Source organism: Mesorhizobium sp. WSM4819, assembly GCF_055811215.1.
Window position 1 is genome coordinate 294,698 of record NZ_JBVVQO010000002.1, and the last position, 25,461, is coordinate 320,158.

22 protein-coding genes are annotated in these 25,461 nt (G+C 63.5%); 14 read left to right on the forward strand and 8 right to left on the reverse strand.

The genetic code is table 11. The features are described from left to right. Positions 1-16 precede the first annotated feature (16 nt). The 3 genes from AC0L18_RS03485 to hrpB form a co-directional block, all read right to left on the reverse strand. Positions 17-580 carry an ActR/PrrA/RegA family redox response regulator transcription factor gene (locus AC0L18_RS03485; protein WP_023796717.1) on the reverse strand — a complete coding sequence of 188 codons (564 nt, stop codon included), beginning with the start codon at positions 578-580 and terminating at the stop codon, positions 17-19. A 63-nt stretch (positions 581-643) separates the two neighbouring features. Then, on the reverse strand, positions 644-1,969 hold the full coding sequence (locus AC0L18_RS03490; RefSeq protein WP_473490680.1) for an ActS/PrrB/RegB family redox-sensitive histidine kinase: 1,326 nt from the start codon (positions 1,967-1,969) through the stop codon (positions 644-646). Between the two features lie 32 nt (positions 1,970-2,001). Continuing rightward, positions 2,002-4,617: an ATP-dependent helicase HrpB gene (gene hrpB, locus AC0L18_RS03495; RefSeq protein WP_473490625.1), complete on the reverse strand. Its 2,616-nt coding sequence runs from the start codon at positions 4,615-4,617 to the stop codon at positions 2,002-2,004. A gap of 403 nt (positions 4,618-5,020) precedes the next feature. Here hrpB and AC0L18_RS03500 point away from each other — a divergent pair, with 403 nt between their 5' ends. From AC0L18_RS03500 to AC0L18_RS03565, 14 genes are all read left to right on the forward strand, one after another. Continuing rightward, on the forward strand, positions 5,021-6,352 hold the full coding sequence (locus AC0L18_RS03500) for an ABC transporter substrate-binding protein (RefSeq protein ID WP_128244473.1): 1,332 nt from the start codon (positions 5,021-5,023) through the stop codon (positions 6,350-6,352). 124 nt (positions 6,353-6,476) lie between these two features. After that, positions 6,477-7,424, forward strand: coding sequence for a carbohydrate ABC transporter permease (locus AC0L18_RS03505; RefSeq protein ID WP_473490681.1), 948 nt, complete (start codon positions 6,477-6,479; stop codon positions 7,422-7,424). Beyond that, positions 7,421-8,371: a carbohydrate ABC transporter permease gene (locus AC0L18_RS03510; protein ID WP_128183364.1), complete on the forward strand. Its 951-nt coding sequence runs from the start codon at positions 7,421-7,423 to the stop codon at positions 8,369-8,371. The genes AC0L18_RS03505 and AC0L18_RS03510 overlap by 4 nt, the downstream gene beginning before the upstream one ends. A 199-nt stretch (positions 8,372-8,570) precedes the next feature. Then, positions 8,571-8,774 (forward strand): hypothetical protein, encoded by a 204-nt coding sequence (locus AC0L18_RS03515; RefSeq protein ID WP_473490626.1) that lies wholly within the window; start codon positions 8,571-8,573, stop codon positions 8,772-8,774. 3 nt (positions 8,775-8,777) lie between these two features. Next, a complete protein-coding gene (locus tag AC0L18_RS03520) occupies positions 8,778-9,890 on the forward strand; it encodes an ABC transporter ATP-binding protein (protein WP_473490627.1) in 1,113 nt (370 codons plus the stop codon). After that, a complete protein-coding gene (locus AC0L18_RS03525) occupies positions 9,883-10,902 on the forward strand; it encodes an ABC transporter ATP-binding protein (RefSeq protein WP_473490628.1) in 1,020 nt (339 codons plus the stop codon). Before AC0L18_RS03520 ends, AC0L18_RS03525 begins: the two co-directional genes overlap by 8 nt. Before the next feature lie 83 nt (positions 10,903-10,985). After that, positions 10,986-11,588 carry a dihydroxyacetone kinase subunit DhaL gene (gene dhaL / locus AC0L18_RS03530; protein ID WP_473490682.1) on the forward strand — a complete coding sequence of 201 codons (603 nt, stop codon included), beginning with the start codon at positions 10,986-10,988 and terminating at the stop codon, positions 11,586-11,588. Next, entirely contained in the window at positions 11,585-11,974 is a 390-nt protein-coding gene (gene dhaM, locus AC0L18_RS03535; RefSeq protein WP_027151568.1) for a dihydroxyacetone kinase phosphoryl donor subunit DhaM, read from the forward strand. Before dhaL ends, dhaM begins: the two co-directional genes overlap by 4 nt. Before the next feature lie 21 nt (positions 11,975-11,995). After that, positions 11,996-12,298 (forward strand): HPr family phosphocarrier protein, encoded by a 303-nt coding sequence (locus AC0L18_RS03540; RefSeq protein ID WP_473490629.1) that lies wholly within the window; start codon positions 11,996-11,998, stop codon positions 12,296-12,298. Further along, on the forward strand, positions 12,282-13,868 hold the full coding sequence (gene ptsP / locus AC0L18_RS03545; protein ID WP_473490630.1) for a phosphoenolpyruvate--protein phosphotransferase: 1,587 nt from the start codon (positions 12,282-12,284) through the stop codon (positions 13,866-13,868). The genes AC0L18_RS03540 and ptsP overlap by 17 nt, the downstream gene beginning before the upstream one ends. 8 nt (positions 13,869-13,876) lie before the next feature. Further along, entirely contained in the window at positions 13,877-14,308 is a 432-nt protein-coding gene (locus AC0L18_RS03550) for a hypothetical protein (RefSeq protein ID WP_287217624.1), read from the forward strand. 35 nt (positions 14,309-14,343) lie between these two features. Beyond that, entirely contained in the window at positions 14,344-15,330 is a 987-nt protein-coding gene (gene dhaK / locus AC0L18_RS03555; protein WP_473490631.1) for a dihydroxyacetone kinase subunit DhaK, read from the forward strand. A 196-nt stretch (positions 15,331-15,526) separates the two neighbouring features. Then, positions 15,527-17,434, forward strand: a complete 1,908-nt coding sequence (locus AC0L18_RS03560) for a propionyl-CoA synthetase (RefSeq protein WP_473490632.1) — start codon at positions 15,527-15,529, stop codon at positions 17,432-17,434. Between the two features lie 132 nt (positions 17,435-17,566). Further along, positions 17,567-18,649, forward strand: a complete 1,083-nt coding sequence (locus tag AC0L18_RS03565) for an acyltransferase family protein (RefSeq protein ID WP_027151563.1) — start codon at positions 17,567-17,569, stop codon at positions 18,647-18,649. Between the two features lie 291 nt (positions 18,650-18,940). On the opposite strand, the gene AC0L18_RS03570 is transcribed toward AC0L18_RS03565, so the two are convergent. The 5 genes from AC0L18_RS03570 to AC0L18_RS03590 all read right to left on the reverse strand — a co-directional run bounded on the left by AC0L18_RS03570 (position 18,941) and on the right by AC0L18_RS03590 (position 25,440). After that, complete coding sequence (locus AC0L18_RS03570) at positions 18,941-21,322, reverse strand: polysaccharide biosynthesis tyrosine autokinase (protein ID WP_473490633.1); 2,382 nt, start codon at positions 21,320-21,322, stop codon at positions 18,941-18,943. A 259-nt stretch (positions 21,323-21,581) separates the two neighbouring features. Beyond that, entirely contained in the window at positions 21,582-22,478 is an 897-nt protein-coding gene (locus AC0L18_RS03575; protein ID WP_473490634.1) for a UTP--glucose-1-phosphate uridylyltransferase, read from the reverse strand. A 58-nt stretch (positions 22,479-22,536) separates the two neighbouring features. Further along, entirely contained in the window at positions 22,537-23,505 is a 969-nt protein-coding gene (locus AC0L18_RS03580) for a glycosyltransferase family 2 protein (protein WP_473490635.1), read from the reverse strand. After that, positions 23,495-24,445, reverse strand: a complete 951-nt coding sequence (locus tag AC0L18_RS03585) for a glycosyltransferase family 2 protein (protein ID WP_473490636.1) — start codon at positions 24,443-24,445, stop codon at positions 23,495-23,497. Before AC0L18_RS03585 ends, AC0L18_RS03580 begins: the two co-directional genes overlap by 11 nt. Further along, the gene (locus tag AC0L18_RS03590) at positions 24,445-25,440 is read right to left on the reverse strand and encodes a glycosyltransferase family 2 protein (RefSeq protein WP_473490637.1); all 996 of its coding nucleotides are present in this window, start codon (positions 25,438-25,440) and stop codon (positions 24,445-24,447) included. The genes AC0L18_RS03585 and AC0L18_RS03590 overlap by 1 nt, the downstream gene beginning before the upstream one ends. Positions 25,441-25,461 lie beyond the last annotated feature (21 nt).

Below are 25,461 nucleotides of genomic sequence, written 5' to 3' on the forward strand. Positions count from 1 at the left end.
AAAGGACGGTCAGGCGTTAGCGCGGCGCGCGTTTGGCGAGTATCCGCTGCAGCGTGCGGCGATGCATGTTGAGACGGCGGGCCGTCTCGGAGACGTTTCGGTCGCACATTTCGTAGACGCGCTGGATGTGCTCCCAGCGCACGCGGTCGGCCGACATCGGGTTTTCAGGCGGTGCGGCGCGTTCGCCCGCAGTGCGTGTAAGAGCCGCGAAAACCTCGTCGGCATCTGCCGGTTTCGACAGATAGTCGATGGCCCCGAGCTTCACCGCCGTAACCGCGGTGGCGATGTTACCATAGCCGGTGAGAATGACGGCGCGGGCGTCGTCGCGCTTCTCGCGGATGGCGGCAACGACGTCGAGGCCGTTGCCGTCGGCGAGCCGCATGTCGACCACCGCGTAGGCTGGCGGATTGGCGCGCGCCTTGGCCACGGCCTCCTCGACGCTCTCGGCCGTCTCGACCACGAAACCCCTGGTCTCCATGGCGCGGGCAAGGCGCGTGAGGAATGGCCTGTCGTCGTCGACGATCAGCAGCGAGGTGTCCTCGCCCTCAACCATTGCGCCAATCGTTTCGTCGCCATTCATCGTCTTGACATTCCTGCTGCCCGAATTTTACGCAGATATAGTTTTGGAGCGCTATTGTCCAATTCAAGCCGTGTCAAACATGGTGGCCGAAGCCGATTCAGGATTGAGGAAGACGCTGCGCGGCCACGATATCCGCACGACGGCGCCCTCGCCCGGCTCGTTTGAATTGCGGAAATCGAGCGTGGCGCCCGAGCGTTCAAGCAGGGTCTTGGCGATGAACAGCCCCAGTCCGAGCCCGCCGCCGGCCTCGGTGCCCTGGCGTGTCGACATATAGGGCTCGCCGATGCGATCGATGATTTCGGGAGGAAAGCCCGGCCCGTCGTCGGTGATCGAGAAGGTGACCGTTGCCTCGTTCCAGCTCCAGCGCACGGTGACGCTCTTGCGGGCAAAATCGACGGCGTTCTCGACCAGATTGCCGAGGCCGTAGATGACGCCGGGATTGCGCCGTCCCACCGGTTCGGGGCCGATGCGCTCGCCGGGGAGAAGCTTGATCGAGATGCCGAAATCGCGGTGCGGGGCGGTCATCTCCTCGACCAGCGAGGTCAGCGGCAGGCGGGAGAGATGCGCCTCGCCCTCGGAGGACAGGCTGGTGAGGCGTTTGAGGATCTCGCGGCAACGCTCGCTCTGCGAGCGCAGCAGCGTCACGTCCTCGCCGTATTTCGGGTCATTGCGGAGCGCCTTCTCCATCTCCTTGGCAACAAGCGTGATGGTGGCGAGCGGCGTGCCGAGCTCATGCGCGGCGGCGGCGGCAAGGCCGTCCAGCGCCGACAAATGCTGTTCGCGCTGCAATACCAGCTCGGTGGCGGCAAGCGCGTTGGCGAGCAGCCGGGCTTCCTCGGCCACGCGGAAGGCGTAGATCGCGGTGAAGGCGATCGAGGAAAACACCGCCATCCACATGCCAGCGACGTAAATGAACGGCATCTCCAGCGGCGCGCCCTCGTGCCAGGGCAGCGGCAGATGGAAGAACACCAGCAGGCTCGCCGTCACCATCACCAGCGCGCCGAGGATGGCGGTCAGGCGCAGCGGCAGCGACGTCGCCGAGATGACCACGGGCACGGTGACCAGCACTGAAAACGGGTTGGTGAGGCCGCCGGTCAGGTAGAGCAGACCGGCAAGCTGCAGGCTGTCGATGGTCAGGATGGCGAAAGCCTGCAGCGGGGTCAGCCGATGCGCCGCCGGATAACGGAAGGTCAGCAACAGGTTCATCCAGGCCGAACAGGCGATCAGCGCGAAGCAGAGACTGACCGGCAGCGGGAATTTCAGCCCGTAGGCAACGACAAGAACCGTCAGACTCTGGCCGACAATGGCTAGCCAGCGCAGCCTGATCAGCGTGTTGAGGCGCAGCCGCTGGCTTTGCTGGAAGTCGGGCGCCCGCAGGATGTTTATCATGGCCAAGGATTATAGCCGGAAAAGGAGAAAGGCTAGGTCCCCCGCGGTTTGGCGCGGCTGGTGGCGGTGGCGAGAAGCGGGTTCTCCGGCCAGACATGCCGGGGATAGCGGCCACGCATCTCGGCTCGCACATCGGCCCAGGAGCCGCGCCAGAAACCGGGCAGGTCACGCGTCGTCTGGATCGGTCGGTGCGCCGGTGACAATAGCTCGAGCGTCAGCGGCACCGCGCCGTTGGCGATCGCGGGATGCCGGTCGAGACCGAACAGCTCCTGGACGCGGATCGCCAGCACCGGCCATTCACCGTCATAGCGGATCGGCACGCGGCTGCCGGATGGAGGGTCGAAATGGGTCGGCGCCAGCGCCTCGATCCGGCGCTGCAGATCGTGCGGCACCAATACCATGAGGCCGGCCGAAAGCACGCCCGGATCGATCGCGGCAAAGGACGCCGCGCCGGAAAGGAAGGGCAGCAGCCAGTCGTCGAGGCGGTCGATGAGCGCCGCATCGGAAACATCTGGCCAGGGCGCGCCAAGACCGCGATGCAGCCAGCCGAGCCGTTGGCGCAGCGTTTCGGCCTCCTTGCCCCACGGCAAAAGCGACAGCCCGTGTTGGCGCAGGGCGTCAAGGATGGCGCGATCGGCGGCGATGCCGGCCGGCGCCGGCAGCATCCGTTCGGACAGGGTGATGGCGCCGAGGCGAACGGTTTCACGCACACGCACCGCACGCCTATCGCGGTCGAAACTGGTTTCGCGGTTTGTCTCGATCTTGTCGGCGAGCGAAGCGCGAATGTCGGCTTCGTCTATCGCCGCCGCTGCCGTAATGCGGGCGTTCTGCGCCTTGCCCTGCAGATCGGCGACGACAAGCCAGGTTTCGCCCGCCAGCGGGTCGGCGGCGTCAAGCATGGCGCCTGAACCGTTGGCCAGCACGAAACGGCCGCGCTCTCCGCGCGCCCTGGCGACGCGGTCCGGCCAGGCATGAATGAGGAGAGCGCCGGCGCTGCCCTCCCCCCCGAGGGGAGGGTCGGCGAGTGAGCCTTGCCCAGCAAGGCGAGGGAGACGGGGTGGGGTCGGCGATGGCGTGCCCGACCCAATCCCACCCCGATCCGCTTCGCGGATCGACATACCGGGGCGAACCACGGGTCTCGCCCGTCCTTCGGTCCCCCTCGAGGGGGAGGGTGAAGCCTGTTTCGCCAGCCGCTCGGCGAGCTGCCGGGCGGCGGTGGCGCGCGGCGATCTTTCGGATCGGAACCGAAGCAGCCGCCGTTCGAGGTCGGCGCCGTCGCCGCCCAGGCCACGCTCGGTGAGCAGCACGGCGAGCATGGCCGCTTCGAACGCCCGGCCGGTGTTTGCCACCTCGGCGACCATGTGAGCCAGCCGCACCGGCAGTGCCAGCCTGCGCATCGCAGCACCCGATTGCGTCAGTCGCCCTGCCTCGTCAATGGCGTCGAGCGCACGAAGCAGCGCCCTTGCCTCGCTGAGTGCCGGGGCCGGCGGCGGATCGAGGAAGCAGAGGCTCGACGGGTCGGCGACACCGAAGGCGGCGCAATCGAGCAGAAGTCCGGAAAGGTCCGCCTCGAGGATTTCCGGCGGCGTGAAGGCGGGAAGTGCCGCGCTCTGCTCGGTCCGCCACAACCGGACGGCGACGCCGGGCTGCGTGCGGCCGGCGCGGCCGGCGCGCTGGTCGGCGGAGGCTTTGCTGACCCGCACCGTCTCCAGCCGCGTCAGGCCGCTGGCCGGCTCGTAGCGCGGCAGGCGCGACAAGCCGGAATCGATGACGACGCGCACGCCGTCGATGGTAATCGAGGTCTCGGCGATCGAGGTCGCCAGCACCACCTTGCGGCGGCCGGACGGCGCCGGCTTGATCGCGGCGTCCTGAGCCTTGTTGTCGAGCATGCCATAGAGCGGCACGATGTCGGTGTCGGCACTGACGCGGCCTTGCAGCCGCTCGGCGGTGCGCTCGATCTCGCGCTGGCCGGGCAGAAAGGCGAGCACGCTGCCGCTCTCCTCGGCAAGGGCCGCGCGGATCGCCTTGGCCATCGCGTCCTCGATGGCGATGCCGGCCAGCCGCTCGTCGTAGCGGATGTCGACGGGAAAGGCGCGGCCTTCGCTCTCGATCACCGGGGCGCCGGAAAGCAGCCGAGCGACGCGCGCGCCGTCGAGCGTCGCCGACATGACCAGCAATCGCAAATCGGTCCGCAGCGCACCTTGCACATCGAGCGCCAGCGCCAGACCAAAATCGCCGTCGAGCGAGCGCTCGTGGAACTCGTCGAAGAATACCGCCGAGACACCGGGCAACTCCGGATCGTCGAGGATCATCCGCGACAGCACGCCTTCGGTGACGACAAGGATCCTGGTCCTCGCAGAAGTGCGGTTCTCCATCCGCATGGCATAGCCGACCGTTTCGCCGGGCTCCTCGCCGAGCAGTTCGGCCATGCGGCGGGCGGCAGCGCGGGCAGCGAGCCGGCGCGGCTCGAGCAGAATGATCTTCCCCGTGCCGAGCCATGCTGCATCGAGCAGCGCCAGTGGCACCAGCGTCGTCTTGCCGGCGCCGGGCGGCGCCACCAGCACGGCACTGTTGCCATGGCCAAGCGCTTCACCGAGCGCCGGCAGGACGGCGGAGACCGGAAGCTCTGGCAAGGGTTTTCTGGTCAATGTTTCAGGGATGCATCCATCCAATCTCGCGGCAGGTCAGTCGCGCCCCGCATATCAGCGGTGGCGGTCGCCGCGCAACCGGGCAACGGACCAACTCAAAGCGGGTCCACCTCCTCGCCATAGTCAAAGGCGGAAGCCACCGACGATGACGCGGCCGAGGAGCGACAGGAAGTCGGGATATTTCCTGATAGAACGGCGCGGCCAGGATCACCGCCCAGATACAAGCGAATTATGCTGCAGCGCAGCGACGAATTCGCTTGCGTTGTTTAGTAAAAATTGCATCACTAAACAAATTACTAAACATCCGCCGCTTAACCGCGTCGTCATGTTTAGACCCCTGAGGAGGGGGTTTGAGGTTATTTGAAACCGTCATCCGGGCGCGTTTCGCAAATGGGAGGAAGGCATGAAATCGACCTTGAAACTGACGTTGGGACTGACATCGGCGATGTTTGCGTCGACCGCCGTTTCGAATGTCGCGCAGGCTGAAGATCTGACGCTTTGCTGGGCAGCCTGGGACCCGGCCAACGCGCTTGTCGAATTGTCCAAGGATTTCACCAAGGAAACCGGCATCGGCATGAAATTCGAATTCGTGCCGTGGACCAACTATGCCGATCGCTTCCTCAACGAACTGAATTCCAAGGGCAAGCTGTGCGACCTGATCATCGGCGACAGCCAGTGGATCGGCGGCTCGGCCGAGAACGGCCACTACGTCAAGCTGAACGACTTCTTCGACAAGGAGAAGATCAGCATGGACGACTTCGTGCCAGCGACCGTCGTCGGCTACTCCGAATGGCCGAAGAACTCGCCGAATTACTGGGCGCTGCCGGCCATGGGCGACGTCGTCGGCTGGACCTATCGCAAGGACTGGTTCTCCAAGCCGGAACTGCAGAAGGAATTTAAGGAAAAGTACGGCTGGGATCTCGCAGCGCCGACGACCTTCGACCAGCTGAAGCAGATCGCCGAGTTTTTCCAGAAGCGCGAGATCGACGGCAAGACGGTCTATGGCGCATCGATCTATACCGAGCGCGGCTCCGAAGGCATCACCATGGGCGCCATGGACGGGCTCTACAGCTTCGGTTTCAAATATGAGAATCCCGACAAGCCATACGAGATGGACGGTTTCGTCAACTCCGAGAAATCGGTGAAGGGTCTTGAGTTCTACAAGGCGCTCTATGACTGCTGCACGCCTCCCGGGGCTTCCAACAGCTACATGGGCGAAGGCGTCGACGCCTTCAAATCCGGCCAGGTGGCAATGCACATGAACTTCGCCTTTACCTGGCCAGGCCTGCAGAAGGACGAAAATGTCGGCGGCGAAAAGATTGGTTATTTCGCCAATCCCAAGGGGCCCGACGGCGATCAATTCGCCCAGCTTGGCGGCCAGGGCATCTCGGTGGTCTCTTACTCCGACAAGCAGGAGGCTGCGCTCAAATACATCAAGTGGTTCGCCAACAAGGATGTTCAGGCCAAATGGTGGTCGCTCGGCGGCTTTTCCTGCCTCAACGCGGTCGTCAAGGATCCAGGCTTCCCGGCCAGCCAGCCTTATGCGCAGACCTTCCTCGACTCCATGGCCATCGTGAAGGATTTTTGGGCAGAGCCCAGCTATGCGCCGCTGCTGCAGGCGTCGCAGAAGCGCTTCCATGATTACGTCGTCGCCGGCCAGGGTTCGGCCAAGGATGCACTTGATGGCCTGGTCAAGGACTGGACCGAGGTCTTCCAGGACGACGGCAAGATGTAGTTGGGCAGTATCCAATCGGCTCCTCCCGAGCCACGACCGCGTGTCCCGTGCCACCCTTGGCACGGGACACAGCTCAGATAAATTCCATTGTCGAGAAGACGAAGTGACCGAAGCGGGACTGACCATGCTCAATCGGACTGCGGACAGCGTCGCCCGGGCTACGCCTGAGCCGTTGGCCCGCAAGGTCCGAGGCATCAGCGACAAGGGCCTCGCCTGGCTGTTCATCTCGCCGACGATCCTGTTGCTGCTCGCCGTCAACATCTTCCCGCTGTTCTGGGCGATCTATCTGTCCTTCACCAATTACCGCGCCAACCGTCCCAACGAGGTGGTCAGGAACGTCGGCTTTGCCAACTACAAGCGCATCCTCGGCGACCAGGACATCTGGATCGCCATGCAGACGACGGCGCATTTCGTGTTCTGGACCATCCTGCTGCAAACGCTGATCGGCTTTACCCTGGCCTGGCTGATCGATCGGAAGTTTCGCGGCCACGCCTTCTGGACGACCATCATTCTGGTGCCGATGATGCTGTCGCCGGCAGTGGTCGGCAATTTCTGGCGCTTCCTCTACGAGCCGCAGATCGGCCTGTTCGCCTATGCCATCTCGTTCGCCACCGGCATTCCGGCAACGCAGATCGGCATGCTCTCCAACGTGTCGCTGGCGCCGTGGTCGATCGTCATCGTCGACACCTGGATGTGGACGCCTTACGTGATGCTGATCTGTCTCGCCGGCCTGCGCTCGATCCCCGAATACATCTACGAGGCTGCCGAGGTCGACCGCGCCTCCAACTGGCGGCAGTTCTGGTCGATCACGCTGCCGATGGCGCTGCCCTTCATCATGCTGGCGGTACTGTTCCGCGGCATCGAGAACTTCAAGATGTTCGACATGGTCAACCTCCTGACCGGCGGCGGACCGGGATCGACCACCGAGGTCGCCTCGATCACGCTGAAGCGGCAGGCCTTCGAAAGCTGGCGGACCGGCTATTCCTCGGCCTTCGCCATACTCCTGTTCGTTGCGGTGTTCGGGCTGGCCAACATCTATGTCAAGGCGCTCAACAAGGTGAAGCAGAGATGAGCCTGACGTCAGCCCATTCTGTTGTCGCACCCTCCGCGATTTCGAAGCGCGTCGCCGGCACAATTATCGTGCTTTACGCGCTGATCTCGATCGTGCCGCTGTTGTGGATCTTCGCCACCAGCTTCAAGACGCCGCCGGACTCGATCGCCTATCCGCCAAAAATCCTGTTCCAGCCGAGCCTCGAGGGCTACTGCAATCTGTTCTCGACCCGCACCCGGCAGACACCGGAATACATCAACGCGCTGGGACCGGCGACGGGCATCTGCGATGAGACAGTGCGCAAGCGCAACATGGTGATCGCCGGCCCGTCCAATTTCATGCCGCGCTTCGTCAATTCGCTGATCATCGCCTTCGGCTCGACCTTTTGCGCGGTGTTCCTCGGCACATTGTCGGCCTATGGCTTCTCGCGCTTCAAGGTGCCGCTGGCCGACGACCTGCTGTTCTTCATCCTGTCGACGCGCATGATGCCGCCGATCGCGGTCGCTATTCCCATCTACCTGATGTATCGCGAGATTGGCCTGTCGGACACCGCGCTCGGCATGATCCTGCTCTATACGGCGGTCAATGTGTCGCTCGCCGTGTGGCTGCTGAAGGGCTTCATCGACGAGATCCCGCGCGAGTACGAAGAAGCGGCGATGATCGACGGATATACGCGGCTGCAGGCCTTCTGGCGCACCGTGCTGCCGCAGGCGACCACCGGCATTGCCGCGACCGCCATCTTCTGCCTGATCTTCGCCTGGAACGAATATGCCTTCGCCGCACTGCTGACCTCGGGCACGGCGCAGACCGCACCGCCCTTCATCCCGACCATCATCGGCGAAGGCGGCCAGGACTGGCCGGCGGTCGCCGCGGGCACGACGATCTTCCTGGTGCCGATCCTGGTGTTCACTATCCTGCTCCGCAAGCAGTTGCTGCGCGGCATCACCTTCGGCGCGGTGCGCAAATGAGCAACACGGCGACTCAGCAGCAGAAATGGAAGCGGCGCCGCGGCAGCGCCCCTTCTCCCCGTTTACGGGGAGAAGATGCCGGCAGGCAGATGAGGGGCAGCGCAAGCTTTCCAGATTTTGGCGCCGCCCCTCATCCGGCCCTTCGGGCCACCTTCTCCCCGTATAGTGACGGGGAGAAGGGGTCGCGGAGCTTGTCATCATGACCCGTCGTACCCATTCCAAACGCTCGCCCTGGCCGCGTGCGTTCCGGCGCGGCCTGATGGAGAACGTCGCCACAGCGATCATTGCCATTGGCTTCCTGATGCTGTTCCAGCCGTTCGCGCTGCCGCTCTACACCTATTCCTTCATCACCATGCTGGCCGGCACGGCGATGTTCATCATCGTCTCGAAGTTTCCGGAGTAGACGATGGCGGAGATCAGGGTCGAGCATCTGAGGAAGGCATTCGGCGATTTCGTCGCCGTGCAGGATTCCAACTTCGTCGTCGGGGATGGAGAGTTCTTCGTCATGCTGGGGCCGTCGGGTTGCGGCAAGACGACGACGCTGCGCATGATCGCCGGCCTGGAGTTGCCGACCGGCGGCAAGATCCTGCTCGGTGGCGAGGACGTTACCATGCGGCGTGCCCGCGAGCGCGACATCGCCTTTGTCTTCCAGCTGTTCGCGCTCTATCCGCATATGAATGTGCGCAAGAACATCGGCTTCCCGCTGCTGGCGCAAGGCACGCCAGGCATCGAAATCCGCCGGCGCGTCGAAGAGACGGCGAAGCTGTTGCGCATCGACCATCTACTCAACAAGTCGGTCTCCGGTCTTGCCGGCGGCGATCGCCAGCGCGTGGCGCTCGGCCGCGCCATCGTGCGGCGGCCAAAATGCTTCCTGATGGACGAGCCGCTCGGCACGCTCGACACCGAATTCCGCGATCTCATGGTGCATGAGCTGCGCGAACTGCACAACCGCATCCACGCCACCACTGTCTACGTCACGCATGACCAGATGGAAGCGATGTCGATGGCCGACAAGATCGCGGTTATGAACCACGGCGTCATCGAACAGTTCGGCACGCCGCGCGAAATCTATGACCGGCCGGCGACCATGTTCGTCGCCGATTTCATCGGCTCGCCGCCGATGAATTTTCTCGGCTTCGGCGGCGGGCTGTCAAAGGGCGCCAGCGAGATTGTGGTGCAAGGCGCCAAAGTGGCAGTGCCGGAGGTGCGCGAGGACATCGCGCCGGCCGACATGGCGCTCGGCATCCGGCCTGAGCACATCCGCTTCGACGACGGCTCGAAGCTGCGCGGCGCCATCTATGGCACCGAATATCTCGGCACCACGCAGATCGTCGCGGTGGAGACATCCGGCGGCATCATCAAGGCGCGGGTGCCGGCCGAAATCCGGCTCAATCTAGGCGACCAGGTCGGCCTGGCGCTGAGCAGCACGCGGCTGTCGCTGTTCGAGAAGGGCTCCGGCCGCGCTGTGCGAACCGCAATCCATGACGGGGCTTCCCAGGGAAGAGCGCATCGTGGCTGACGTGCAGATCAAAGGCGTGACCAAGAGCTTCGGTGAACATGTCGCCTTGGACACTCTCGATCTGCACGTCGCCGACGGCGAATTCGTCGTGCTGCTCGGCCCGACCGGCGCCGGCAAGACGACGACGCTCAGACTTATCGCCGGATTGGAACGGCCGGATACGGGCTCGATCCATATCGGCGGCCGCGATGCGACAATGTTGTCGCCGGCCGAGCGCGACACCGCCTTCGTCTTCCAGCAATATTCGCTTTATCCGCATCTGTCGGTCTTCGACAATCTGGCCTTTCCGCTGCGCTCGCCGGCGCGGCGGCTGAGCGAGGACGCGGTGCGCCGCCGCGTCGAGGATGTGGCCAAGATGGTGCGTATCCACCACAAGCTGAACAACCGCTCCACCAAACTTTCTGGCGGCGAGATGCAGCGCGTCGCCATCGGGCGCGCGTTGGTGCGCAAGCCCTCGATCTATCTGATGGACGAGCCGTTGTCGTCGCTCGATGCCAAGCTGCGCGCCGACCTCCGGCTCGAACTGAAGCGCATCCAGGCCGAGGTCGGCGCCACCATGCTTTATGTCACGCACGACCAGATCGAAGCGATGACGATGGCCGATCGCATCGGCATTCTCGCCGACGGCGTGCTGGCGCAGATCGGCACGCCGCGCACCATCTACTCGGAGCCGGCAAACCTTCATGTCGCCGCAAGGCTCGGCCAGCCGGCGATCAATCTGTTGCCGACCGGCCTGCTGCCGGATGGCGACATGCCGGCGGGAACCAAAACGATCGGCGCGCGTACAGAACATCTGTCGATCGGCAAGGCATCGAATGGCCCCGCCGACGGCGTTGTTAACTGGGTCGAGCATCTGGGCGACCAGAACCACCTGCATGTGACGGTGGGAAGCAGAAAGCTGGTGACGCTGACCGATCCCGACATCCAATTGGAAAAGGGCGACCGGGTGATTATCCGCTACCGGGCGCCGCTGTTCTTCGACCAGGCCGGAAACAGGATTGCAAACCGATGAGCCCCGGGACATTGGAAAAGAACGGGACACTGGAAAAGAGCGGGACGCTGGACAAGACTGCGACACTGGACAGGACCGGGACGATGGACAAGCTTGACCTGAAGACGCTGATATCAGTCACCGCCGACACGATTGCCGCTCACGCCGAAGAGCTGACCAGGCTCGACCAGGCAATTGGCGACGGCGACCATGGGCTGAACATGAAGCGCGGCTTCGAGGCGGTGCGCGCCGAGGCCGACAGGTTCGCGACAAAGCCGCTGCCGGACGCTCTGAAGGCGATCGGCACCAAGCTGGTAATGACCGTGGGCGGGGCTTCGGGCCCCTTGTTCGGGACGCTGTTCATGGCGCTCGGCAAGGAAATTTCCGTAGAGCCGGATCGCGCCAACCTGATGGCAGCGTTCGGCAAGGCGATCGAGGCGGTGGCAGCCAGGGGCAAGTCGCAGGTCGGGCAGAAGACCATGCTCGACGTGCTGCAACCGGTGCATGACGCCCTGCTGCAGGGCAAGACCGGATCGGAAATCGCCGATGTCGCGGACAGTGCTGCCGATGCCACCGTGCCGATGAAGGCCTTGCGCGGGCGCGCCTCGTTTCTCGGCGACCGCTCCATCGGCCATATGGATGCCGGGGCACGCTCGACCGCGCTTCTGGTGCGGGCTGTCACCGAGACCATCGAGGGGCAAGCATGAGCAATGTCGGCATCGTCATCGTATCGCATTCACCGCTGGTCGCCGAGGGTACGGCCGACATGGTGCGCCAGATGGTCGGCGACGAAGTGCCGCTTGCATGGTGCGGCGGAAACGGCCATGGCGGGCTGGGAACGAATGTCGAGGCGATCATGGGCGCGATCGACAAGGCCTGGTCGGAGGCAGGTGTCGCTATACTTGTCGATCTTGGCGGCGCCGAAACCAACAGCGAGATGGCGGTCGAGATGATCGGCGAGCCGCGCGCGCACAAGATCATCGTCTGCAACGCGCCGATCGTCGAGGGCGCGGTGATGGCGGCGACGGAGGCGTCCGGCGGCGCCTCGCTCAGGGAAGTGGTGGCGACGGCACACGAATTGTCGCCATCGTGAATGAACAGGAATCTTGACTCAATGTCCGCATCCGCAGAAGCCACCGTTCTGATCACCCATGAGGTCGGCCTGCATGCACGCCCTTCGGTGAAATTCACCAAGCTCGCCAAGACGTTTTCGGCCGAAGTCGAAGTGGCGCTCGCCGCCAACGGTCCTTGGTTCGACGCCAAGAGCATCGTCAAGGTGATGGCGGCCAAGGCGCCGAAAGGCACGGTGCTGCATATCAGAGCCCAGGGCGACGGTGCCGGCGAGGCGGTCGGCGCGCTTGTCGAACTGGTGCGGCGCGACTTCGACGAGGGCGTGGACCATGCCCGAACCGCTTAAGCTGAAGGGGATCCCGGCTTCGGCCGGCTATGCCGAAGGGCCGCTGTTCAACCTCGACCCGGTCGTCGCGCGCTATAGAAGTAAAGCGACCGCAGCTGACGAGAGGCTCGCGCTCGAAACGGCAATCGGCACAGCGACAGGCCGGCTTGCCAAGCTGATCCAGGCAACCGAGGGCGATGCCGCCGACATTCTCGAATTCCAGCTCGCCATGCTGGAGGACGATGCGCTGACCGGCCCGGCCTTTGCCGCGATTGCCGCCGGCCAGCCGGCCGATGCGGCATGGCGGCAGGCGCTTGACGCCGAAATTGTCGGCTACGAAAGGTCGGATCAGGAATATTTCCGGGCACGCGCCGCCGACATGCGCGACATCAGAGACCAGGTGCTTCGCGCGCTGACCGCGGACAGCGCGGCTGCCGCGCCGACAGGCGCCATCTTCTACGGCGAGGACATCGCGCCGACGCGCTTTCTCGAAACCGACTGGAGCGCCGGCGGCGGCATTGCGCTGAAGGCGGGCAGTACCGCCAGCCACGTCGCCATGCTGGCGCGCTCGCGCGGCGTGCCTATGATCGTGGGGCTCGGTGCTTCGCCGGCTGATCTTGCCGGCGTCGCCCTGCTCGATGCCGAGCACGGCGGCATCGTGTTGAGGCCAACAAGGGCAGAGGTCGAGGCGTTCCGGCAATCGTCGTCGTCTTTCGCGGCACGTCGCAACAGGGCGGAAACTTTTTTGACTCGGCCGGCGGTGACGAAAGCCGGCACTGCGGTGCGGGTGCAGGTCAACATCGCCGATCCGTCCGATGTCGACGGTATCGATGTCTCGACCTGCGATGGCGTCGGGCTGATGCGGACCGAGTTCCTGTTCGGCAAGACGCTGCCGGACGAGGAAACGCAGTATCGCGCCTACCGCAAGGTGCTCGAATGGGCTGAAGACAAACCGGTGACCATTCGCACCGTCGACGGCGGCGGCGACAAGCCGGTGCCGGGTTTCACCGTCGAAGAGGGCAATCCGTTTCTCGGCCTGCGCGGCATCAGGCTATCGCTGGCGAGACCGGAGGTTTTTCGGGTGCAGATCAGGGCGCTGCTGCGCGCCGCCTTGCATGGCAATCTCAAGGTGATGTTCCCGATGATCGCAGTGTGGGACGAGTATCAGCGAGCAGCCGCACTCTTCGCCGAAGAGCAGGCCGCGCTTGCCGCGCGCGGCGTCGCGCAAAAAATGCCGCCGCTCGGCATCATGGTCGAGGTGCCGTCGGTGGCGATCGCTCCTGAGGCGTTTGCCGAGGTCGCCTTCTTCTCGATCGGCTCGAACGACCTGACCCAGTATGTGATGGCGGCGGCGCGCGACAATGCGTCGGTCGCGCATCTCAATTCGATCAGGCATCCGGCCGTGCTTCGGCTGATCGCATCGGTTGCAGCGTTCGGCCGCGCGCAAAAGATTCCGGTCAGCCTGTGCGGCGACGCCGGCGGCGATCCGGCGGCGATCCCGGCGCTGATCGAGGCCGGCCTGCGCGACCTTTCCGTGGTTCCCGCCCAGCTCGCAATGGCCAAGGCGGCCATTGCGGACGTCTCGATCTAGGCACCGGCATGGCCGAAACCAAGAAGACGCCTGAAGCCGGCTCCGAAGAGGCGATCCGCGCCTACAAGACGATCCTGTCGCAGGTCCTCGACCAGCGCCCGTCCGGCATGCGCCAGCGCCTCGCCGACGCGTTGGGCAAGCATCGCAGCTTCGTCACCCAGATTTCCAGTCCGGCCTACTCGATCCCGATCCCGTCAAAACATTTGCCGGCTATTTTCGCTGTCTGCCATTTCAGCCCGGCCGAACGCGACCATTTTCTTGCCGCCTACCATCAGGCGCATCCGGGAAAAATGTCGCTGGCATCCGGCATGCGCAGGACGCGGCATGTTTCGCTCATCGTTCCCGATTTCGGCGACGACAAACAGAACGCGGCGCTCGACAGGGCGGTCAACGATTTCATCCAGAAGATCACCAGCATCGCCGGCAAGGGCGGGACATAGTCGCGCCACGTTCAGCTATTTCGGGAGAGACGGCCATGAAGAAGTTTCTGAATTCTGTGGACACGGTGCTGACCGAAAGCCTCGACGGCTTCGTTGCCGCCCATGCCGACATCCTTGTGCTTGGCGACGAGCATAAATTCGTGCGCCGCAGGACACTCAAGCCCGGCAAGGTAGCGCTGATTTCCGGGGGCGGCTCTGGCCACGAGCCACTGCATGGCGGGCTGGTCGGGCATGGCATGCTGGATGCCGCCTGCCCCGGCCAGGTGTTCACCTCGCCGACGCCGGACCAGATGATGGCGGCCGCGGAGGCGGTCAACACGGGTGCCGGCTGCCTGTTCATCGCCAAGAACTACGAGGGCGACGTGATGAATTTCGACATGGCTGCCGAAATGTCGGAGGGCGTGATGCAAGTGGTGACCAATGACGACGTCGCGGTCGAGAACTCCTCCTACACCACTGGCCGGCGCGGCGTTGCCGGCACGCTGGTGGTCGAGAAGATTCTCGGCGCCGCGGCCGAGCAAGGCATGGCGCTGGAGCCGTTGAAGGCACTTGGCGAACGCATCAATGGCGCGACGTGCTCGATGGGCGTTGCGCTGACCAGTTGCACCGTACCGGCCGCCGGCAGGCCGACCTTCGATATCGGCGACGGCGAGATGGAATTCGGCGTCGGCATCCATGGCGAACCCGGGCGCCGCCGCGACGCGTTGAAGAGCGCCGACGCCATCGCCGAGGAGATCTGCGCGGCGATATCTGGCGATCTCGGTGACAGGGCAAAAGGCCCGGCGCTGCTTTTCGTCAACGGCTTCGGTGGCACCCCGCTGATGGAGCTCTACCTGATGTACAACAGCGCCCGGAAAATCTTCGAGAAAAACGGCGTGACGGTCGTCCGTTCGCTGGTCGGGTCCTATGTGACATCGCTCGACATGGCCGGCTGCTCGATCACGCTGACCATGCTCGACGACGAGACGACCGCATTGTGGGACGCACCGGTGCATACGGCTGCGCTGCGCCGGGGGATGTAGCACGGCCAACACCGCGCCACGGCTATAGGAACAGTATTAAGCAGCAGGCGCTTTCTACGACCTGGCCGGTTGCGGCGATAAAGCGGCGGCCACGTCCATTTCGACCAAAGCGAGGTCGCCAAGACGAATTTGCACGTGCTTGCAAAAACAGCATACGCTATTTCCAAGGACAGAAACATTCCTGGGAGAAAGCTGGATGGCGTCACGCTACCACGAGGTCTATGACGGCTGGAAACGCGATCCGGAAAAATTCTGGGCGGATGCGGCCAAGGCCATCGACTGGTTCTCGCCGTTCGAAACGGTCTTCGATGCGAATGCCGGCGTCTATGGGCGCTGGTTTGGCGGCGCCTCCTGCAACACCTGCTTCAACGCCGTCGACCGCCACGTGGCGGGTGGCCGCGCCGATCAGATCGCGCTGATCCATGACAGCGCGATTTCCGGCACGGTCAGGAAATTCACCTATGCCGAATTGAAACGCGAGGTGGTCGCGCTGACGTCGGTGCTGAAGAACCGCGGCGTCCAAAAAGGCGATCGGGTCATCATCTACATGCCGATGGTGGCGGAAGCTGCGTTTGCCATGCTTGCCTGCGCCCGTATTGGCGCCGTGCATTCGGTCGTCTTCGGCGGCTTTGCTTCGCACGAGCTCGCCACGCGCATCGACGACGCCAGGCCGAAGCTGATCATTTCCGCCTCTTGCGGCCTGGAGCCCGGGCGCGTCGTCGCCTACAAGCCGCTGCTCGACAAGGCGATCGAGATGTCGCGGCACAAGCCCGAAGCCTGCCTCATCCTGCAGCGCGATCAGCTGCGCTGCGAGCTAAAGGAGAACCACGACATCGACTATGCCGACGCCGTCGCCCGCGAGCGGGCCGCGGGCGCCAATGTCGACTGCGTTCCGGTGCTCGCCACCGATCCGCTCTACATCATCTACACGTCCGGAACGACCGGTCAGCCCAAGGGCATCGTGCGCGACAATGGCGGCCACATGGTTGCGCTGAAATGGTCGATGGAGAACGAGTTCGGCGTCAAGCCGGGCGAGGTGTTCTGGGCGGCTTCCGACGTCGGCTGGGTGGTCGGCCATTCCTACATCGTCTACGGCCCGCTGCTGCATGGCTGCACGACCGTCCTGTTCGAGGGCAAGCCGGTCGGCACGCCCGACGCCGGAACCTACTGGCGGGTGATATCAGAGCATGGCGTGGTCGCGCTGTTCACCGCGCCGACCGCATTCCGCGCCATCAAGGGACAGGACCCCAAGGGCGAATTCGTCCCGAAATATGACCTGTCGAAATTCCGCACACTGTTCCTCGCCGGCGAGCGCGCCGATCCGGAAACCATCAAATGGGCGGAGCAGAAATTGAACGTGCCGGTAATCGACCATTGGTGGCAGACCGAGACGGGCTCGCCGATGACGATCAACCCTGCCGGATTAGGGCTACTGCCGGTGAAATACGGCTCGCCCGGGGTGCCGATGCCCGGCTACGACATCCGTGTGCTCGACGATGCCGGCCACGAAGTGCCGCGCGGCACGTTGGGCAATGTCGTGGTCAAGCTGCCGCTGCCGGCCGGCTGCCTGCCGACGCTATGGAATGCCGATGACCGGTTTCGCCAAGCCTATCTCGACGAATTCCCCGGCTTCTACAAGACGGCGGATGCCGGCATGATGGACGAGGACGGCTATTTGTTCGTGATGGCCCGCACCGACGACATCATCAATGTCGCCGGCCACCGGCTGTCGACCGGCGCCATGGAGGAGGTGCTGGCCGCGCATCCGGACGTTGCCGAGTGCGCTGTCGTCGGCGTCGCAGATGCGATGAAGGGCCAGGTTCCGCTCGGCTTCGTCGTGCTGAATGCCGGTGTCACGCGTGACAGCGCCACTATTGAGACCGAGGTGGTCACGCTGGTGCGCGAGCGGATCGGCCCGGTCGCCGCCTTCAAGACCGTGGTCACGATCAAGCGCCTGCCCAAGACGCGCTCCGGCAAAATCCTGCGCGGCACCATGCAGAAGATTGCCGACAAGGAAGTCTGGACAATGCCGGCGACCATCGACGATCCGATCATTCTCGACGAAATCACCGCGGCGCTGAAGGGACGCGGAATCGGGCTTTAGCTGCTTTCGGAGCGCGGCAGGCGGATCGCGGCTTCGGACGAATACGAATTCATCCTGCACTGCAATCGTCTGTTGTGCAATGCAGCAATAGCCCTTAAACCTTTGCGTGGGGGGCCATTCCGAAGGCACGGCATGGCTCAGCAAAAAACAACATTCGGCGGCGTCGACATCCTGCGTTTTGTCGCCGCTGTCCTCGTGATGGTCTACCACTACGGCTTCTGGGTGTGGGCATTCCCCGAGGGCGTTTCGGCGCGTGCGACGGGCGGCATCCCGCCGCATCCGGAGATAGGCGGACTGGTCCAATTCGGATGGGTCGGCGTCCAGATATTCTTCGTCATCAGCGGCTTCGTCATCGCCTTCAGCGCCGAGCATTCGACACCGCTGCGGTTTTTCGAGGCAAGGGTGAAACGATTGGCGCCGGCCGTCTGGATCTGCGCACCAGTCACCGCGATGGTGCTGCTTCTCGTCGATCTCAGTTGGCCGACGGACGCTGTCACCACGCTCATACGCACCGCCCTGTTCGTTCCGTTCAACCCCTGGGTCGACAGCGTCTACTGGACGCTCGGCATCGAGATCGCCTTTTATGCCATCGTCTGGATCCTGCTGCGGCTCGGCCGCTTCGACCTGATGGAAGCGGTGGCAGTTGCGCTCGGCGCGATCAGCACGCTTTTCTGGTGCCTGTACTATCCATTCGACTGGACGGACCTTGCCGAGGCGCGCTGGCTCGACTTGCTCCTGGTGCATCACGGATGTTTTTTCGCGACAGGTGTGCTGTTCTGGCTGATGCGTTTCAAGGCAGTGACGCCCGCCCGCCTTGTCTTCTGCGCCTTGTTCCTGGCCGGCGGCGTGCTGCAGATCATAAGTGCTGTCGACGTCCGCAGCATCAAGGTCGAAGCCGCGATGCCCTACGGGCCGCCGATCGTCCTGTTCCTCGCTGCCATGGCGCTGATGGCGTGGTCGTTACGGCTCGACCTGTCCTGGCGCGGCTGGCGCCGGATCGGCCTGATGACCTACCCTCTCTATCTGATCCATAATGTCGTCGGCGCAGCCATTCTCGGCGCCTTGATGCGTGCGGGAGTGCCATACCTGCTTTCGGTGGTCATCGTCGGCGCGACCATGATCGCCGCGAGCTGGCTGATTGCGATCGAGGCCGAACCGCGCATCCGGCTTCTGCTCGACCACACCATCTTCCGCTACCGTCTCAAGGCGGCGTAACGCGCCAGCGTTGTCACGCCGGTTCCTGGCTGCAAACGTCCTACGGTGGAATGTCCGGCACAAAGCAGGGTGCGGACGCTTTGCGCGACCCGTCGCGGCTCGGCGACCTGATCAAGCGAGGAAATCGACCGGCACCCTAAGGAACGTCATTCGCCACCGACCCTACCGGCTCGTGCACAGGCTGCCGGTCATGGTCTGTTCGAGAGGCATACGTCTTCGCTCACGACGGCCTCGGCCCCGGTATCGGCCCGACGGCGGAAGACGACGATCTGCCGGTCCTACAGACCGGCCTCAGCTGTTCACCTTCGTCCGCGCTTCCGACTTCTCCAGATAGTATGACGAATATCTGTCGAAGAATTTTTCCGAGCCGCCGATCGATCCATACTTCGCCAGCTTCTTCAAATCGACCTTGTTGAGGACCACGCCGACGATTTTGTTGGCGATATAGGATTCCGAACTCAATATGGATTGCACCATCGCACGCGGCGTACGCCCCCACTCGGTCACGAGCACGAAGCCGTCGGCAAGCGGAGCAAAGGCCTTGGCATCGACCACGGGGCCGAGGGGCGGCAGGTCGACGACGATGTACTGGAAGGTCTCCTTGGCATTGTCGATGAAACGCCGCATCCCGGCCGACGACAGAAGCTCGCTTGTGTGCGAGAAATGACCGCGCGGCACGGCGGGGACGATCGCCAGTTTGGTCTGCCGATCGATCTTGCCGACGGACTGCCAGGTCTGCCCGCTCACCACCGCTTCCATCAGGCCTTGCTCGGCCTCCATGCCAAGGCTGCGGCTGAGGCCGGGGTTACGCAGGTCGCCGTCCACCAGCAGCGTTTTCGACCCGTTGGCGGCAAGCAAACCGGCCAGATTCGCCGCCACGGTCGACTTGCCCTCGCCGGGAAGGACCGAGATCACGCCAATGACCCGGCTGCCTTGCCCTTCCATCACCACGTCGAAGGCTATCTTGGCGCTGCGCAGCGTCTCGGAAAACATCGATGCCGGGGCGTCGATGCTCACCCGCATGCGCGCTCGTCTTTCAGCCGCCGATGGTGATGGGGCGCTTTTGATATCCGCCTGACCGTCATCGCGCTTATCGTCCTTGGCGACCCTGCTGCCAATGATTGGCAGGTAGCCGAGGAATTTGAGGCCGACGCGATCGCGAACGTCTTCGCCGGTCCTGAAGAACCGCTCCCTGAACTCATTCAGGCCACCAACCCCGGCTCCCAACATCACGCCAAGCACGAGCGAAAGTCCCAGCACTATGGACGTGCGCGGGGTTGCCGCGGACTTCGGCAGCGTCGCGTCCGAGATGACGCGGATCTTGCCGACCGGGAAGGATTGCTGCTGGGAGGCTTCCTCGTAGCGGCCAAGGAACGTTTGATAGAGCGTCGAGAGCGCCGTTGCCTTCTGCTCCAGTTCGCGCAGCTTGACCTGCGACTGGTTGTCGATGGAACTCTTGCCAGCCGCTAACGCGACATTTGCACGGAGCGCCGTCTCGCGCGCGAGAGCGACTTCGTATTCGTTGCGGTAGCTTTCGGTCAATTGCTTCAGCTCGCCGAATATCTGCGCCGATATGTCGGCCCTTTCCTTGGCAAGTGCGACCGCCTGGGGATGCTCAGCCCCGAAATTGGCTTCGATATCCTGCTGCCGCTTGGCGACAGTGAGATAGCGGGTCTTGAGCGTTGAAATGATCGAGTTGCTCGGCTGGTCGGCGGATATCGCGGCGTCCCTGAATGCGTTGTCCGAACCGCTTTCGACGATCGACTTGTATTGCTGGTAGCGGGCGCTGGCGCGGGCGGTGTCGGCCTGCGCCTCAATGAGCTGGCCATTGAGGTCCGACAGTTGCTTGTCACTGATCAACTGGCCGTCATCGACGGCCAGCCCATGTTCGGCCCTGAACTTCTCGACGGCGAGCGCCGCTGCCTGGGAGCTTTCGCGAAGCTCCGTCAGCCGACCTTGCAGCCAGACCGCCGCCCGCTCGGTCGCATCGAAGCTCGCATCGAGCTGATCGGCGAGATAGGCGTCGGCATAGGCTTTGGTAACCGCGGTCGCAAGTGCGGGGTCCGTGGCCTGGTAGGCGATGGAGATCACATAGCTGCGACCGATGCGCTCGGCTTGCACCTCGTCCTGCAGTTTGAGGATTGCGTAATCGCGCCGCGACGAGGCAATCATCGCGTCACGCGTCGCCGGGTCAAGCTGAGTAACGTCGGCCGTACCCACGGCGGGATTGGGACGGAAATACCGGACCACGCCGCGCACAAGACCGGCAGCCTTCGACACGGCCGACGTCGGAGGGTTCATGAAAGCGTCGTTCTGATCGAGCTTCTGCTTGTCGACGACGACCGCCGCCAGTCTCGCCGAGTGGAGTATTTCGATCTGGCTCAGAATGGCGGAGTCGGTCTGCATGCTGACCGACGCCGCCGAGACCTCGTCAACGACCTTGTTCAATCCTTCGTCGATCAGCACACGGCTCGTCGCCATGTAGGTGGGAGGCGTGGTCTGCAAATAGAGCACGCCCAGAAAAAGTCCGATGGCAGCGCATGCCGCAACCACCTTTGCCTGCCTTGCTGCCATGCCGAGCAGGCGCTCGACATCGATGAAATCGTCGGCGCTGACTGGGTCCGAACTCGGCAATGGTTTCCTCTTGTCGAGAGGAAAATTGGCATAATTCATCTTCGGTCCAATTCAAGTTTGCATCTAGAGCGGCGGTCTCTCAAGTCGAACGCGCCGCCGCTCTATTTTTGTTTGAGCCGCGGATTTTCCCAAACCCTGTCTCCACTCGGGTCCGCTGCTCTCGTTTGCAGGCGCTAGACCGGGAGCATCAGCATATGCCCAGCGCAAGCTTCATGCCAGCCACCGCGAGACCTGGGCAGTCAAACATATCGGCATGTCTTGCGTCACCATTCATATGCTTGCTCCCAAAAAATGGGCTTTATGCGGCTTCCACCCGGCGCTCATGCAACCGGACGAATTCCTGAAGCATCTCGAAGATCGGTCCCTTCATGTCGTCGCGCGCCAGCGCGAAGGCGATATTGGCCTGGATGAACCCTTCCTTCGAGCCACAATCGAACATCCGGCCGTTGAAGGGCTGCGCGAAGAAAGCCTGGCTTTGCGCAAGGCGGACCATGGCGTCGGTCAGTTGGATCTCATTGCCGGCGCCGCGCTGCTGATTGCCGAGCAGCCCGAATATTTCAGGCTGCAGGATATAGCGGCCGTTGATGTAGTAGTTCGACGGCGCATTCGCCGGAGCCGGCTTTTCGACCATGGCGGTGACCTCGAAGCCCGAGCCGACATCGGCGCCGCAGCCGACGATGCCGTATTTGCTGGTCTCGGTCGGGTCGCAGCGCTCGACGGCGATGACGTTTCCGCCGGTCTGCGCATAGAGGTCCGCAATTTCAGCGAGACATCCGCGACCGCCGAAGGACACCATGTCCGGTAACAGCAATGCGAAGGGCTCATCGCCGATGACTTCCCGGGCGCACCATACCGCATGGCCGAGACCTTGCGGTGACTGCTGCCGGATGAAGCTCGTCGCACCAGCCACGGGAAGCAGGCTTTCCAGCGCCTGAAGCTGCGCCGTCTTGCCGGTCTGCTCCAAAGTTCCGATCAATTCTGGATGCAGGTCGAAATAATCCTCGATGACCGCCTTGTTTCGGCCCGTCACGAAGACAATGTGCTCGATGCCGGCTTCGAACGCCTCGTCCACCGCATATTGCACGACAGGCCTGTCGACGACCGGCAGCATTTCCTTCGGCATCGACTTGGTCGCCGGCAGGAATCGCGTTCCAAGCCCCGCTACCGGTATGACTGCCTTCCTGACTTTCTTCATTGCATATTCCTTCTGAGGAGATCGACTTCAACCTGTCGCAGGCCGCGAAAACCATTTTTCAGCTGCCTGCACCCTTCACCTCCCCCGCACCCACGGCAAATTGCGCCGCCAACCTTCGCAGCCGAACGGCGATCGGCATGCCCATATGCCAAACCGCCGCCGGATCGCTGAGCGCCGTCCACACCGCCTTGAGTGGGGACCGCGCCTTGATGTGCTGGACCAGAGAAAGGAACGACGCCGCCTTGCGCAGGCTGCGCGTGCGCCTTGCGAAAGCGGCTGCGGCCTTTGCGTCCATCGAATGGGTTCTGGCGAAAACGAGGTCGGCCTTACGCATCGCCTCGACGTGATGAGGTTCGAGCACGCGGGAAATGGAGCCGGTCCGGATATGGTAGACATAGCCGGTCGTCGGCTCGACCACGCACTTGCCGCCCTTGGCCAGAGCACCGGCCAGCAAGATGTAGTCCTCGCCGATGATCAGGCTTTCGTCATAGCGAAGCCCGTTTTCGTTCAGAAACCGGCGCTGGAAGATCGGTTTGAGATAGCCGAGATTGAACCTGGATTCGAAGACCACATTGCCAGCAATATAGTCCGCCAGCGAGATTTCACTCAAACCCTCGAGATAGTCGGCAGGGAACATCGTCTCTTCGGCAACACCGTCCTCGCGAACGACCTGGAGATTGTCGACTGCGATCGCGGCGCCCGCTTTCTCGGCGCGGTCAATCATGGTGCAGATCCGTCCGGGATAGACCGCGTCGTCGGAATCGAGGACCGCCACCCACCTGCCGCGCGCAAGCTCAAGGCCTACATTCCTGGCGCCGCCTGGACCGCGGTTTTGCTCAAGTGCGACGACGCGCACGATGTCTTCGGGGTAGGATCGCGCCAGATCGAGCGTCCGGTCGCGCGACTGGTCGTCGACGACGATCACCTCCACGCTCACATCGCGCTGGGCGATGGCGCTGGCGATCGCCCGCTCGATGGTCAGCTCCGAATTGTAGGCGGCAATGACAAAGGTGACGTCAGGCTGCACGCTTGCCCCCTTCCTGCGGCGAGGGCAGGCCGTATTGGCGGATTTCACGCACGCCGACAAGACCGCTCACGACGCCGACATGCATGATGCCGCGAAGCACGCTGCGGTTCCTGCGCACGGGACTGATGGCGACCGGGATTGCCGATGCGAAACAAAAAACCGCCTTTGCCGAGGCGAGGCCGACTTGCCTGACCAGCGCGAGGCCATGCGCGTCGCGCCCCAGCAGGTGCCCATGCGTCTGCCCGACGCGGAACCGGCGGCGACGGAGCCAGTCGAAAGCCGCCCTGGCGCGCGGCACCACTTCATCGACCCAGGCCTGCGGCGAAAAGGCGATGCGACCGCCGGCCTTGACCATATAGTCGAAGAATTCGGTGTCCTCGCCGCCGGTCTGACCACGCGCCAGGCTGAATCGCCGGCCGCGGAGGCTGTCGGCGCCCATCCTGAGCAGGACGTTGCAGGTGTAGCCGGTGCGGATCTCGCCACCCACCCAGACGGGCAAGGTGGAGTGAAAATCGCCGCGGCGCATCCAGTAGGGCGCATCCGGCCGATAGCGCGCCCGCACTGGCCCGAGCACGGCGGCAGCGCCACTCAAGTCCGCCGTCGCAACCAGTTCGAGGAGCCATCTGGACGATGCCGTTTCGTCATCGTCGAGGAAGGCGACGAAATCCGCCGTGCTGGCGTCAAGGCAGGCATTGCGGGCGATCGAGATGTTGCGTGCCGGGCAATGACGATAGCTGATCGGCAGCTTCAGCGTCTCCGCCAGCGTCGCCACCAGCAGTTCGGCCGTCGGCCCGTCATCATTGTCGGCGACGATGACGCGGATGTCGAATCCCAAAGGCACGTCCAGGGCGGCAACCGAGCGAAGCGTGTCGGCAAGCTCCGGCCGCCGAAACGTGCAGACGCAGACGTCGACGCTGCGGTTTTTTTCGGCCACACCCACTATGCCACCCTCCTACGCTGCGATCGCGGTCCAAGCAGTTGCAGCCAGAAACCGACGGACCAGCCGAAATGCATGACCATTGCCGAAATCCCGGCAAGGGCGCTGTCCGGATTGCGCTGGCTGATCGCAATCCGCACGCCATAGCCGAGACAAACCGACGCCCACACCAGAATCGGCATGACTGCCAGCCAATGCACGAAGAAAAAGGCAGAGAGAAGGACGACAGGGAACACCAGGAGCGGCACCATCTGCCGGACCTTCGGTATCATGCGGTGCTTGAGAACGTTCTTTGCTCGGCCGCGGCCATAGCCGAGATACTGGAAATAGAGGCCGGCGAGCGACGAGCGCGGGTAATAGATCATTTGCGTCTTGCCACTCATCCAGATCCGGTAGCCGGCCTTGCGCAGCCGGTAGTCGAGCTCCGCATCCTCGTTGTGGCTGAACGTCTCGTCATAGCCGCCCACCGCCTTGAACGCCGAAATCCGCATCAGAGCATGGTGACCGTGGTCGACCCACTCTCCCGCCGAGAGATGCCGGTGCTTGGAGCCGCCCGTGCCGAGCTTGGAATTCTGTGCAGCCGCAACCGCGTTCTGCACTGTGCCGCTGCCGCTGGTCAGCATCGAGACGACGACCGAATCGGCGCCGGTGGTCAGCGCCTCTTCGATCAGCCGGTCGCAATAATCCGGTGGGTAGCCGCCATGCGCGTCGATGCGAATGAAATATTCAGCCCCATCGCCGTACCTGGCGATGGCGAGATTGATCGCCGCGCTCTGGAGGCGCTTTTCATTGTCAAGAAGGATGACCCTCGGATCCTTCCTGGCGATCTCCTCGACGATCGCCCTGGTGCCGTCCGTGCTACCGCCATCGGCAACGATGATCCGGGCGCCGAGCCTTTCGGCGGCCGGTCGAAGTTCATGAACAAGCGCACTGATGTGAGCCGCTTCGTTCAGGCACGGAATCACGATCAGGTTGGACGGCATTTCGGTCTGCATCATCGGCCCATGTCCTTCCCTAGC